The sequence below is a fragment of the Brevibacterium sanguinis genome, assembly GCF_039528855.1.
Lineage (GTDB): Bacteria > Actinomycetota > Actinomycetes > Actinomycetales > Brevibacteriaceae > Brevibacterium > Brevibacterium sanguinis.
On sequence record NZ_BAAAMB010000010.1, the window covers coordinates 162,233 to 175,633 of the forward strand.

The 13,401-nt window shown below is 69.9% G+C and carries 10 protein-coding genes; 4 read left to right on the forward strand and 6 right to left on the reverse strand.

The features are described 5' to 3' along the window. Nucleotides 1-8: 8 nt before the first annotated feature. Nucleotides 9-1,043: an MBL fold metallo-hydrolase gene (locus tag ABD154_RS12680; protein WP_198500669.1), complete on the forward strand. Its 1,035-nt coding sequence runs from the start codon at nucleotides 9-11 to the stop codon at nucleotides 1,041-1,043. A gap of 214 nt (nucleotides 1,044-1,257) precedes the next feature. Beyond that, on the forward strand, nucleotides 1,258-2,616 hold the full coding sequence (locus ABD154_RS12685) for an MFS transporter (protein ID WP_232623848.1): 1,359 nt from the start codon (nucleotides 1,258-1,260) through the stop codon (nucleotides 2,614-2,616). Nucleotides 2,617-2,752: 136 nt separating this feature from the next. Here ABD154_RS12685 and ABD154_RS12690 read toward each other — a convergent pair whose 3' ends face one another. The 6 genes from ABD154_RS12690 to ABD154_RS12715 form a co-directional block, all read right to left on the reverse strand. Beyond that, on the reverse strand, nucleotides 2,753-3,349 hold the full coding sequence (locus ABD154_RS12690) for a GNAT family N-acetyltransferase (protein WP_198500668.1): 597 nt from the start codon (nucleotides 3,347-3,349) through the stop codon (nucleotides 2,753-2,755). Nucleotides 3,350-3,491: 142 nt separating this feature from the next. Further along, nucleotides 3,492-4,139: a type II secretion system F family protein gene (locus ABD154_RS12695; RefSeq protein ID WP_198500667.1), complete on the reverse strand. Its 648-nt coding sequence runs from the start codon at nucleotides 4,137-4,139 to the stop codon at nucleotides 3,492-3,494. 6 nt (nucleotides 4,140-4,145) lie between these two features. Further along, a complete protein-coding gene (locus ABD154_RS12700) occupies nucleotides 4,146-4,835 on the reverse strand; it encodes a type II secretion system F family protein (RefSeq protein ID WP_198500666.1) in 690 nt (229 codons plus the stop codon). Then, the gene (locus ABD154_RS12705) at nucleotides 4,832-6,001 is read right to left on the reverse strand and encodes a TadA family conjugal transfer-associated ATPase (RefSeq protein ID WP_211978042.1); all 1,170 of its coding nucleotides are present in this window, start codon (nucleotides 5,999-6,001) and stop codon (nucleotides 4,832-4,834) included. The genes ABD154_RS12700 and ABD154_RS12705 overlap by 4 nt, the downstream gene beginning before the upstream one ends. Continuing rightward, complete coding sequence (gene ssd, locus ABD154_RS12710; protein ID WP_211978043.1) at nucleotides 5,998-7,005, reverse strand: septum site-determining protein Ssd; 1,008 nt, start codon at nucleotides 7,003-7,005, stop codon at nucleotides 5,998-6,000. The genes ABD154_RS12705 and ssd overlap by 4 nt, the downstream gene beginning before the upstream one ends. Nucleotides 7,006-7,223: 218 nt before the next feature. Continuing rightward, on the reverse strand, nucleotides 7,224-10,448 hold the full coding sequence (locus ABD154_RS12715; protein ID WP_344251399.1) for a hypothetical protein: 3,225 nt from the start codon (nucleotides 10,446-10,448) through the stop codon (nucleotides 7,224-7,226). A gap of 289 nt (nucleotides 10,449-10,737) precedes the next feature. On the opposite strand from ABD154_RS12715, the gene acs reads away from it, so the two are divergent. Both acs and ABD154_RS12725 read left to right on the forward strand, forming a co-directional pair. After that, nucleotides 10,738-12,672 (forward strand): acetate--CoA ligase, encoded by a 1,935-nt coding sequence (gene acs / locus ABD154_RS12720; protein ID WP_198500663.1) that lies wholly within the window; start codon nucleotides 10,738-10,740, stop codon nucleotides 12,670-12,672. Between the two features lie 114 nt (nucleotides 12,673-12,786). Beyond that, nucleotides 12,787-13,194 carry a phage holin family protein gene (locus ABD154_RS12725; protein ID WP_140955493.1) on the forward strand — a complete coding sequence of 136 codons (408 nt, stop codon included), beginning with the start codon at nucleotides 12,787-12,789 and terminating at the stop codon, nucleotides 13,192-13,194. The last annotated feature ends 207 nt before the right edge of the window (nucleotides 13,195-13,401 follow it).

The following is a 13,401-nucleotide window of genomic DNA, read 5'->3' on the forward strand; positions in this document are numbered from 1 at the left end:
TCACCACCATGCCATCCACCAGCTCCACTGCCACCCGCGTCATCACCCTGGGCGTGGCAGGCGGACCCCGCTGGTGGCCGGCCACCGCCTCCGAAGAGCCCTCGGGCATTGCGACCGCCGTCGTCGTCGGCGACGCCTTCTACCTCATCGACGCCGGCTCGGGCACCGGCCGCAACCTCGTCCGGGCGGGCCTGCCGATGGAGCGGATGCGGGCGATGTTCCTCACCCACCTCCACTCCGACCATGTCGCCGCCCTCCCGAGCCTGCTCCTCTTCAGCAGCTACGAAGCCAAGAGCGAGAACAGCGACCCGATCCGTATCATCGGCCCCGGTGACCGCGGCACACCCCCTCCTCTGTCGGAGCACGCCGCAGCGTCCGACGGCACGGCCGCCCGCACCCCGCTCTACCCGGAGAAGCCGACGCCGGGCACCGCAGACATGGTCGACCTGCTCTTCCGCGCCTTCGCCACCGACCTCAACGACCGCTACCTCGACGGGCTCAAACCCACCGCGAAGCAGCTCTTCACCGCCTCCGACATCGCGGTGCCCACGACCATCGGCTATCACCCCGATGACGATCCGGCCCCGGAGATCAGACCGTTCGCGATCTACGAGGACGATCGCGTCCGAGTCCTCGCCACCCTGGCACTCCACCCACCCGTGGCACCGGCGTTCGGCTTCCGCATCGAGACCGATGACGGCGTCGTTGCGATCTCCGGGGATACGACGTTCACCCCGAACATGATCGCGCTCGCCGACAATGCCGACATCCTCCTCCACGAGGCGATCGACGAAGAGTGGATCGACGCCGTCCACGGCTCGCCGACCGACCCCGTCGCCCGCGCCTCACGGGCCCACCACCTGAGGTCCCACACGACTGTCGCCGATGCACTGAGGGTGGCTGACTCCGCTTCAGCCAAGCAGCTCCTCCTCCATCACATCGTTCCCGGTAACAACCGGTCGAGCATCCAGGCGCAGCTGTCCGCGGTTCGGAACTCGCGGGCATCCATCCCACACGACCGAGACGAGTTCATCCTGCGCTGACACCGGTTCGGAGCCGCCACCTCGGCGAGCGACTCCGGATCACCATCACGACGGTGCCGACCCAGCGCACCACTGACCGGCCGCACCACCGGGCCACCGCACCCGCACCGTCGCCGCACACCGCGCTGACGCTCCACCCTGCGCCGATGCCTGCCTGCACGTTCGACGATCTGCACTCCTGGCAGAGAATTCCGCACGATCCGAGGAGAATCCCGTGACCCAGCCCTCTGCACCCCTGCCCGAAAATCCGCCCGCACACACCCCGGACCCCAAGGAAGTGCGCACCGTGCTCGCCTCCGGCTTCATGGGGACGATGCTCGAGTACTACGACTTCATGCTCTACGCGACGGCGGCCAGCCTCGTCTTCGGGCCGCTCTTCTTCTCCGGTCTCGGCCCGCAGGGGGCGCTGCTCGCGTCGTTCTCCACGCTCGCCGTCGGCTACCTCATCCGTCCGCTCGGCGGCATCATCCTCGGTCACTTCGGCGACAAGATCGGACGCAAGCCGATCCTCGTCTTCACCCTCGCCCTCATCGGCGTCGCCTCGGTGGGCATCGGCCTGCTGCCGACGACGCAGGACGGCAACTACTTCGGTGTCTTCGCCCTCGTCTTCCTCCGCGTCCTCCAGGGCATCGCCGTCGGCGGTGAGATGACCGGAGCCGCCCTCATGGCCGTCGAGCACGCCCCGGAGAAGAGCCGCGCCTTCGCCGGCGCGATCGCCGTCTCCGGCGGTCCCGCGGGCACCGTGCTCGCCGCCCTCGTCGTCGCGACGACCGCCGTCATCTCCGGCGATGACTTCCTCGTCTGGGGATGGCGCGTGCCGTTCCTCCTCAGCGCTGTCCTCGTCGTCGCCGCGTTCATCATCCGCCTCAAGGTCACCGAGTCGCCGCTGTTCGAGCAGCTCGAGGAGGAGAAGAAGGAGAAGCGCCTGCCGATCCTCGACGTCTTCAGCAAGCACCTGAAGACGATCCTCATCGGTGTCGGCGTCTACACCTCGATGGTCTTCACCCAGCAGATCGTCACCGTCTACGGTCTCGCCCTGGCCACCCAGAACGGCGTCGACGTCTCCGACTCCCTCTACCTCAAGGCCGGCGGAGCGCTCGGCCTCATGCTCACCACGGTCCTCTTCGCCCGCCTCAGCGACCGGATCGGCACGACGAAGGTGCTGATGATGGGCGCCATCGCCGGCGGCGTCCTCGCGATCCCCATCCTCCTCATGCTCAGCAACGGCACCGTGTGGGGCTTCGTGCTCGCGATCGTGCTCGGCAACGTCATCATCCAGGGCGCTCTCTACGGACCGTTCGCGGCCTTCATCGCCCGGCGCCTGCCGACGGCCGTGCGCTTCACGGGCACCGCGCTGGTCTACAACATCGCCTCGACCCTCGGCGGGCTCGCCCCGACCGTCGCAGCGGCCCTGGCCGTCGCCTTCGCCGGCAGCGTCCTGCCGCTGGGCTTCCTGTGGATCGTCGTCGCGCTCATCACGGTCCTCTCGCTCATCGTCGCCCCGAAGTCCGGCCCGGCAATGGTGCACACCTCGCGACCGGTGACGATGGACCGCCACGGCATCAAGCGCTGAGGTCGGCATCAGAGGCCGGCGGCTCACGCTTCAGGTGCCCTGCCGCCGAACCTCGTCAGCTGCCGGTCCGAGGGGGCGTCCCGATCCCGGGACGCCCCCTCGGACCGGCAGCTGCGCCCAGAAACATTCTTGCGAGTCAGCCGGACCAGTCGTCGCGCAGGATCGCCATGATGACCTCGTCGTGGCGGCGGCCGTTGAAGAACACCGCCTCGCGCAGGCGGCCCTCTTCGACGAATCCGGCGTTCGCGTATGCGGCGATCCCGCGAGTGTTGAAGGCCCAGGTGCGCAGCTCGACACGGTTTAGTCCCAGCTGCAGGAAGCCGTAACGCAGGGTCAGACGGACGGCGTCGGTGCCATAGCCGCGCCCGTGGAATTCAGGTCCGAGGATGATCGCCAGGGTGGCGGATTGGTTGATGGCGTTGCGCCCGAATAGCGTGACGTGACCGATGAACTCACCACTCTCGATGAGCTCGATGCTGAAGCCCACGGAGCTGCTGTCGGTATTCGCACTCCACTGCAGGAACTGCTCAGACACCGCACCTTCGGGTCGCGGCAGAACGGTGGCATTCTGAAGCACGACGATTGCGGGATCGAACCACCACTGTTCAAGGTACGGCAGGTCCTCCTCGCGCAGGGGACGCAGCCGAACGGACTGCCCGGCGAAGAGGCTCTGCGCGTACTGTGCGGCCTCGTCGACATCGTCAAGGCAGTGGAACGGTGGAACTGAAGGCATGGGGCGACCTTATCAAGAGCTTCCGAGGGGTCCGATCCAGCTGCGAGCCGCGTCCCCCACCGCGTGGATCACCGGCGCATGGATCACTGGCGCAGGAGTCCACGATGAACCGCTGAGCGAAACTGTCTGCCCCGGCACCGAGTCAGAAGAACACCGAGGTGAGATCGGTCAGCAGGGAGATGACGACGGGCACGACGGAGAGGAGGAGGAACGCCGGCAGGATGCACACGCCGAGCGGCACGACGAGGCGCACCCCGAGTGCGGCGGCCGCTTCCTGCCGCCTGCGCCGTGAGGAGTCCCGCAGCTCCCCGGCGACGGCTTCGATGAGCGGGGCCGGTCCGACCCCGGTGTGCTCGGAGAAGACGAAGACGTCGAGGACCGGTCGCAGCCGGTCGTCCTCGGACAGGTCGTCACCGCCGATCGTCTTCGCCCGTGCGATCCGCAGCAGCCCCGACCGGTCGCCCGTCGCCTCGGCGGTGAGGGTGAGCGCCACAGGGATCGGCAGTCCGGCGGTGAGGCAGATCGCGACGAGGTCGAGGTCGAATGCGAGCTGTTCGTCGGCGACCGCGGTCCGCTCATTCGCCGAGGCGGTGCCCCCGTCCCCGCTCCTCGCCGAGGCAGCCCCACCGGCCGTCTGACCGGCCGTCAGACCGGTCGTCCCAGGACCGGGACCGGACCGGCGGCCCGCCCGGACACCACCGCTGAGCAGCATCTCCAGCCGTCCCGCGGGGCGGGCGGTCCACAGCAGCACGGCCGCGGCGACGAGGAGTCCGACGAGGATCGCAGCCATCGTCCCTCAGCGCTCCGCCCGGGTCATCATCCGCATCATCCACCACCGGCCGAGCGCGTAGAGGACGATGCCGCCGCCGATGCTCAGCTGCCCCGGCAGACCGGTGAGGAGCGCGAGCGGGCGGACGCCGATGAGCAGGCCGAGGCCCATGCCGATGAGGGGAAGCCAGCTGAGGACCCGCACGGTGGCACGGGGTCCGGCCATCGCGATCCGCCGCTCCCGGCTCGCATCGAGGGCATCCCGCTGAGCAGCGGCGTAGCGGAGGATCATGTCGGCCGCGGGCGCCCCCGACCGCTCAGAGACCGTCCACACCGCAGCCATCCCGGTGAGCACCTCGGCGGCCGCGGCGGGCAGACCCTGACCGCGGGCGGCGATCGCCCGCCCGGGATCGTCACCGAGCGCGATCGCCCGGGAGATCGGACGAAGGCGATCGTCCTGCCCGGCCAGCGTCGCCATCACCGCCTGCGGGGTCATCCCCACCTTGAGCAGATGCGCGCAGCTCTCCACCGCCCCGATCGCCCACAGCTGGTCGGCCTCGGCCTCCTCCCGTCCGCGCCGCGCCAGTGATCGCGGTCCCGGCGGGCCGCCTCGGCGAGGGTCTGCCGCCAGGAGCTGGGCCAAGCGCGCCCGCGGATCGGGTGGGGCCGCGAGCACGATCCCGGCGGCGATGAGCACGGCGACGGTGAGGACGATCATGCCGACCGCGTCTCGAGGACGGCTTCGAAGCGGGCGAGCGCACGCCGGTTGAACTCCCCGGCCGACCGCGGGGAGGGTCGACCCCACACCGGTTCCATCGTCATCGTCTCCCCCTCCGGCCCGGTCGGGATCGCCAGCTCGGTGAGCCCGCGGTCGGAGCCGACCCGGCGGAGGTGGACGACGAGGTCGATCGCGGTCGCGAACTGCGCATGGACGGCCTGCGGACTCATCCCCGCGAGCGCCCCGAGCGCGGCCAGGCGACTGGGGACCGCCTCGGCGGTGTTCGCGTGGATCGTCGCGCACCCGCCTTCGTGCCCGGTGTTGAGCGCGGTGAGCATGTCCCTGACCTCCGGACCGCGGCACTCCCCGACGACGAGGCGGTCCGGACGCATCCGCAGGGCGTTGCGGACGAGATCGGTGAGCGTGACCTCGCCCCCGCCCTCGACATTGGCCTGCCGGGCCGAGAGCTGGACGACATGACCGTGGCCGATGATGAGCTCGCGGGAGTCCTCGACGACGACGATCCGGTGGGCGGGGTCGACGAGTCCGAGGAGCGCGCCGAGGAGGACGGTCTTGCCGGTGCCCGTGCCCCCGGAGATGAGGATGTTCGCCCGCGAGCGCACCGCCTCGGCGAGGAGGTCGTGCACGGCGGCCGGGATGAAGCCGTCGCCGAGGAGGTCAGCGACGGTGAACCCGGACCGTCGAGGCACCCGGAAGGAGATCGTCGTGTGGTCCCCGGAGATCGGGGGGACGATCGCGTTCATCCGCACCCCGTCGGGCAAGCGGACATCGACGAACGGACTCGAATCGTCGAGGCGACGCCCGCCGAGCGCGGCCAGGCGCACCGCGAGCGAGCGCACGTCGTCCTCGGAGCCGAGGGAGAGGTCGAGGCTGGTCGGCCCGGATCCGGTGTCGGCGAAGATCTCACGCGGGCCGTTGACGAAGACGTCGGTGGTGCCGGGCACCTCGAGCACGGCCTGGAGCGGACCGGCACCGGACAGCTGCGCGGACAGGCGGGTGACGAGATCGAGGAGGGCCGCCGAACCGAGCACCCGGCCGGTGCGCTGGACCGCCTCGGCGACGGCGGCGGTCGTCACCGGTCCGGGATTGTCGAGCAGGGTCTTGCGGACCTCGGCGACGAGGGAGGCGTCGAGCCATTCGCTCATCCGACCCACTCCCCGAGGAGCCGATCGACGAGGCGGCCCAGGCGCGCCCCGCCGGGGATGCCCTCACCGCGGTCGACGGCGGCGGAGAGTCCGCGATCGTCGCGGATGCTGCCGGCCAGACCGAGTCCGATCGAGTCGGCGAGGAGGTCGGAGTCGAGGCCGCCGGCTCCGGTCTCCCGGACGACGAGGCGCACATCCGGGTGCGAGTGGGAGAGCCGTTTGGCCACCTGTGAGGCGGCGACCGCGGAGCGGACCCGAGCGGGGGCGACGAGGAGGACGTGGTGGCAGCGCCGCGTCCACTGCGGCGGTGCGTGGCGAGGCAGGTCGACGATGACGAGATCGAAGGCCTGACCGGCGGCAGCGAGGACGTCGTCGAACACCTCCGGGGCGAGATCGAGGGTGTCATCGCGTCCCCAGGAGAGGATCGCGAGTCCGTCGTGGACGGGCAGGGCGTGGCGCAGCGCCGAGGGGCGCAGCTGGCCGCGGGAGGCGCTGAGGTCCGCCCAGCGAGGGCCGGGCACCTGTTCGGCGCCGAGGACGAGGTCGAGTCCGCCGCCGAGCGGGTCGGCGTCGACGAGGACCGTCGAGACCTCCTTCGCGGCGCGTCTGGCCAGGGCGCTGGCGAGCACCGAGGCGCCCGCTCCCCCGCAGCCGGCGACGATGCCGACGGTCACCCCGGGAGTGACCGGGGGCTCGACGGCGGCGATGATCCGCTGGCTCAGCCATTCCGCGGCCGAGGGCAGCATCGCGAGCTGTTCGACGCCGAGGGTCGCGGCTCGCCGCCAGGCCGATGCGGGTTCGTCTCCGTCGAGGACGACGAGGATGCGGTCGGCGCGGTCGGTCATGGGGACCTCGCGGACGTCCTCGCCGAGGAGGATGAGCGCCGCGCCCTGCCAGCCGCCGGAGTCCGGTGGCAGCACCGTGAGCTCGATGCCGATGCTCTCGGCAACGCGGGCGCACTCCTCGGTGATGGCGCCGAGGTTGGTGATGAGGGCGATCTGCATGCGCACAGCCTGCCCCCGGCGGTCCCCTCCCCGCCAGGGTCGGGAGTGGGCCTGTGGACAGAGCGGAGAAGGGGCGGCTCCTGTGCATCTGAGTCACAGGAGCCGCCCCTTCGGCGACGATGCGCGCATCACCACTGGTGACGGCGCTGAGCGTGGACGGCCCGGGCGGGATCGACCCGCGCTGTGCGCTGGGCCCGTCCACAGGCCCAGCACACGAGTCAGCCGCGCTGGATGCCCTCGATGTTGCGCAGCAGGCCCTCCTTGCCGTCGGAATCGCGGACCGTGAACGTCGTTCCGCGATCCTCGAGCGCGAGGAACCATTCGCCGGGGTAGATCGTGAAGACCGGCAGGCCGGTCTTCTCGTCGACGGCCTCCCGCGGCTCGGGCACGGCGAACCAGAAGGCCTGGATGACCCCCCGCTCACCCTCGTCCGCACCGCTGCGGTCGCTCGAGGCAGCCGCATCGGTCGACGCCGAGTCGGCAGACGAGGCACCCGTGCCGGCCGCAGGCGCACCGGTGCGGGCGTCCCTGTCGGAGTCCTCCCGGTAGTTCGCCATCGGCACGTACTGCGTCGGCTCGTCCGAGTCGGGCGGAGTCGTCCGCTCGCTGCTTCCGCTGCCAGCAGCACCGTCGCGCTCGCTCGGGGCGGCGGAGCGGGTGGTGTCCGTGCGGGCAGTGTCCGCCCCGGCTTCCGTGCGGGCAGAGTCGGTGCCCGCGGTTTCCGTGCGATCAGCGTCCGTGCCCGCGGTTGCGGTGCGGTCGCCACCGGATGCGGCAACGTCCCGGACGGCGGCCGCGTCGAATCGCGCAGTCGCGTCATCATCCCGGGTGACATCGGCGTCCGTGCCGGCCGACGGGCCAGCTGTCGCCGAGTCTCCACCTGCGGAGCCGCCCGCGGCCGCGGTCGTCGCGCCGGCAGCTCCCGTCGCGGAGCTCGAGGAGTCCGACGACCGGCGGTCGTCGGCGACATCGGTGCCGGTCGGATCGGCGCCGGGCGCCTCATCGATGTGTCCGTCAGCGGTGACGACGGTCGCCTCCGTCGTGCGGATGTTCGTCTCATCGCCGTCCGGGGTCGCCGTCTCGTCGACGACGGTCGTCTCGGTGCTCTCCTCGGTCACACCGCCGGGGCCGCCGACGAAGATCCCCATCGGACCGGGACCCGGCTCGTCCTCGCCGGTCGCTGTCGAGGAGGCCACGGTGTTGCCGTCGGCGAACCGGGCCGCTGCGGTGGTCTCGGAATCAGCGGGCGTTCGGTCCCCTGCGGATTCGTAGCTCGTGGCCGTCGCCGACCTCTCCGCATCCGTCTGCCCGGTGCCGCGTGCCGCCTCGGTGGCCGTCGAGGCCGACCCTGACGTGGCCGATTCTCCTGTCGCCGAGGCGGTCGTGGCCGAGTCCGCGTCAGGTGCGGCGTGGCGTCCGCGGCGACGTTCGGACACCGAGGTGATCCGCTCCGAGCCGGCGTCCGCCGAATCGTCGTTCCTCACGGCCTTGCTGATCGCGACGGTGTCATCGGGTCCGCGCTCGGCGGACCGATCCGAGGTGTCGCCGCCCGCGACAGCACCGTCAGAGACAGCACTGTCGGCACCACCACGGTCGGCGGTGCCGGCTTCCGAGGCAGCCCGGTCGGCAGGCACACCGTCTGCTCCGGCGCTGTCACTCGTCGAGACGTCGCCGGATCGCGTCGAGGCGGCCCCGGCAGCGACTGCCGCACCGGCAGCCCCGGCGGCTACTGACGCACCTGCGGCGACACCGGCATTGTCGGAGCCACGGTGGTCATCCTGGCCGGAATCACGGCGGTCACCCTGGCCGGCGTCGGTTGCGCGACCGTCGGTTCCGGCGGCCCCGGCACCGGTCGGATCATCGCCGACGAGCGGTTCGTCCGAGACCACGGTCTCCGATTCCCACGACTCCTCCTCGCGCTGCGCACCGAACCCGAAGGTCTGGGTCGGCTCGCTCTGCGAATGCTGAGGATCGCGCGGATGCTGAGCGCCGAGGTAGGTCTGTCCCGACCCGGTGCTCTGCACCGACTGCTCCTCGGATCCGGCAGCCGGCGGGGCGAAGGACGAATCCGACCGCCCCGCGGAACCGCTGTAGTCCGACGACGGGTAGGAGTGACGCCCTGCGTGTCCCTGTTCGCCGCCGGTGGGCTGGGCGGAATACCCCGGCTGGTCGGAGGCGCCGGTGGCACCGTATCCCTGTCCGTGTGCCGTGGGATCCGCGGTGAACTGCTGCTGGCCCTGGGGGTCGAATGAGCCCGACCCGGACTGGCTGTCGAACTGACCCGACTGGCCACCAACCTGCTCCTGGCCCTGTCCACCGAACTGGCCCTGCGCACCGAACTGACCCTGCGGTCCCGGCTGGCCCTGTGCGCCCCAGCCGTCCTGGCCGGGTGCGCTGCCGAATGCGGCAGCCTGAGCGCCGGGCACATTGGCCTGGGGAGCCGGGTGCTGTGCCCGCTTGCCCACCGGTCGCGCCTTGGGGTGCGCCTGGACGCTCTCGCGCGCGTCGAATTCCTTGCCGAAGAACGGCAGCATCGTGAAGACCCCGGCGAAGAACGCCACGAGAGCGGCGAAGAACGCGAGGTAGGCACCGACATGCCAGTACGGCACCGAGGTGACGAGATCGACGAACGCGTACGTGAACGCGACGGCGGCGAGCACGGAGATGAACTGGTCGATACCGAGCGATCCGACCCGCAGGCCGCCGTTGCCGAGCTTGTTGACGAGCACCGCCGCGACGATGAGGAGGATCGCGAGCACATTGAAGACGAGAGTGCCCATCGCATCGATGTTCCACGACCACAGCGGCAGCGGGATGAACTCGAACCTCTTGAACGCGACGAAGAGAACGATGAGAGCGAGCAGTCCCGCGAAGAGCAGGAAGAGATCACGCAGCGTCAGCGGGCCGATGAGGCCGGGACCCGAGCGCCGTGGTCGCTGCTGCCCGGGCGCTCCCGGCCCGAACTGGGCGGGACCCGACCCGTACTGCGATGGTCCGGAGCCGTACTGCGACGGTCCGGAGCCGTACTGTCCCGGACCCGCACCGTACTGCGACGGTCCTGAACCGTACTGAGCCGGACCTGACCCGTACTGGGAGGGGCCCGAGCCATAAGGCCCTGGCTGAGCACCGGGCTGGCCGCCGGCGGGCGGCCCGTACGCTGATGGACCGGAACCGTACTGGGCAGATCCGTACTGACCCGATCCGGCCTGGGCAGCTCCGGGCTGTCCGGAACCGTACTGTCCCGGCTGACCGCCCTGCCCGGGACCGTACTGTCCGGGGCCGGAACCGTACTGTCCGGCGCCGGCGGGCTGACCGCCGAACTGCTGACCGCCGTAGGCTCCCGCCTGTCCCGCAGGCGGCTGATTGTTCGGCCCTGCATTCGGCGCGTTCTGGTCATGCCACGGCGGCACTCCCTGGCCGTTGGGGTATTGCGGCGAACTCATCGCGGGCTCCAGTCGATCGGGGAACAAGGTCATGTCTGCAGCGTCCATCACCGCAGGCCTAGGGCCATCCTTGCAGACCTCGGCCCTCATGTGCAGTCATTCGACACCGACAGTCCCCTTGTCCGACCGCCGGCGACCGTGCGAACCCGGCAAGTCTTAGCACAGCAGGGTGCCGATGACTACCCCCGACTGACGCTGTTCAGCGCCTGAACGGCGGTGACCGCACCGCCTGGCCCGGGTATACAGTGCAGAGAGAATCTTCGTTCCATCAAAGAAGCCGGAGGGAATCATGACCGACAGCACCGAGGCGACCGAAACCTTCGCCCCGCCCGAGGAGTTCGCGGCCGCAGCCAACGTCAAGGCAGACGCCTATGAGCGCGGTTCCGACGACTTCGAAGCGTTCTGGGCGGAGCAGTCGCGTGACCTCGTCGATTGGCAGCAGGACTTCACCGAGGTGCTCGACTGGTCGAATCCGCCCTTCGCGAAGTGGTTCGCCGACGGCAAGCTCAACGTCGCCTACAACGCGCTCGACCGTCATGTGCTCGCCGGCAACGGCGACCGGGTCGCCATCAAGTTCGAAGGCGAACCCGGCGATTCCCGTGAATACACCTATGCCGAGCTCCTCGCCGAGGTGTCGAAGGCGGCGAACACGCTCACCGAGCTCGGCGTCAAAGCCGGCGATCGCGTGGCGATCTACCTGCCGATGATTCCCGAAGCGGTCATCGCGATGCTCGCGTCGGCCCGCCTCGGCGCTGCTCATTCCGTCGTCTTCGGCGGGTTCTCCGCCGATGCGCTGCGCTCGCGGATCATCGACGCCGAGGCGCGGGTCGTCATCACCGCCGACGGCAGCTACCGTCGCGGGAAGGAGACGAGCCTCAAACCCGCCGTCGACGAGGCCCTGTCGACGGGAGACACCCCGGTCGAATCCGTCCTCGTCGTCCGCCGCACCGGCCAGGACGTCGACTTCACCGAGGGCCGCGACATGTGGTGGCACGACACCGTGGAGAAGGCGAGCCCCGAGCACGAGGCGGAGTTCTTCGACGCGGAGAACCCTCTGTTCATCCTCTACACCTCCGGCACGACGGGCAAGCCCAAGGGCATCCTCCACACCTCGGGCGGATACCTCACGCAGGTCCTCTACACGATGAAGGCCGTCTTCGATGCGAAGCCGGAGACCGACGTCTTCTGGTGCACCGCCGATGTCGGATGGATCACCGGACACTCCTACGTCGCCTACGGCCCGCTGGCCATGGGCATGACCCAGGTGATCTACGAAGGCACCCCCGACACTCCCGATCAGGGTCGCTGGTGGGAGATCGTCGAGAAGAACAAGGTGACGACCCTCTATGCGGCACCGACGGCGATCCGCACGTTCATGAAGTGGGGTGAGGACATCCCCGCGAAGTACGACCTGTCCAGCCTGCGCCTGCTCGGCAGCGTCGGCGAACCGATCAACCCCGAGGCCTGGCGCTGGTACAACCGGGTCATCGGCGGCGGTCGCTGCCCGATCGTCGACACGTGGTGGCAGACGGAGACCGGCGCCCACATGATCGCGCCGCTGCCCGGCGTGCTCGCGACCAAACCGGGGTCGGCTCAGCGTCCGATCCCCGGCATCGCCGTCGACGTCGTCGACGACACCGGTGAGAACCCGGCCGGACCCGAAGGCGGCCTCCTCGTCATCCGCCAGCCGTGGCCGTCGATGCTGCGCGGGATCTGGAAGGACCCCGAGCGCTTCAAGGAGACCTACTGGTCGCGGTTCCCCGACACGTACTTCGCCGGTGACGGGGCGCGCCGCGACGAAGACGGGGACATCTGGTTCCTCGGCCGGGTCGATGACGTCATGAACGTCTCCGGCCATCGGCTCTCGACCGCTGAGATCGAGTCCGCGCTCGTCGCCCATCCCTCCGTCGCCGAGGCGGCGGTCGTCGGTGCGGCCGACGACACGACCGGGCAGGCCGTCATCGCGTTCGTCATCACCGTCGGCGGAGTCGAGGACAGCCCGGAGACCGCCGAGGAGCTGCGCCAGTTCGTCGGCAAGGAGATCGGACCGATCGCCAAGCCCAAGCAGGTGCACATCGTCTCCGAGCTGCCGAAGACCCGGTCGGGCAAGATCATGCGGCGCCTGCTCAAGGATGTCGCCGAGAACCGCGAGGTCGGGGACGCCACGACCCTCGCCGATTCCTCGGTGATGAAGCTCATCGAGGAATCGGTGGCGAAGTCCTGATCCGACGGTGGGATCGGCGCGGGCCGAATTCAGTCCGCAACGTCTTTGGCGAGCACGAACGTTGAGACTACTCTTAAGGAAGATTGTCACACCGTTCTGTCGATAGGAGCACTCATGGCCGAGAGGTCGATCAGCGAACTGATCAAGGACATCGGCGACGATTCCAAGGCGATCGCCGAGGAGGAGCTCGCCCTGGCGAAGGCCGAGGCCACCGCCGGTGCGAAGAATCTGGGCATCGGTTCGGCACTCGCGCTCGTCGCCCTGTTCTTCCTGTTCCTGTCATCGTTCATGGTGATCTTCGCCGGCGCCTCGGCGTTCCGTGAGGGACTCGGATGGCCGTGGTGGGGAAGCTTCCTCATGATCTTCGGCATCCTCGCGGTGCTCGCAATCATCCTTGTGCTCATCGCGGTGCCGATCCTCAAGAAGGGCAACCCGGTGCCCGGCGGGGCGATCGCCTCGGCGCAGGCACTCGTCGCCGCCGTCAAGCGGGCCCTGAAGAACCCCTCCGGCCCCCGCTACTGAGCCGGTGCCCCGCGACCGGGGCACCGACAGCAAGCAGGCGAATGGCGCCGAGACTCCCCCGGGAGCTCGGCGCCATTCGCGTCCCACCCGGGTTCGCCTCGCGTCGCGTCCGGCAGGCACTGCCTGCGCGACTCGCCGGCAGCGCCGAGATCGTGTCGGCCAGAAGTACTCGCGCGGTCGACAAGTTGTGGGGCATTTCGACTTTTC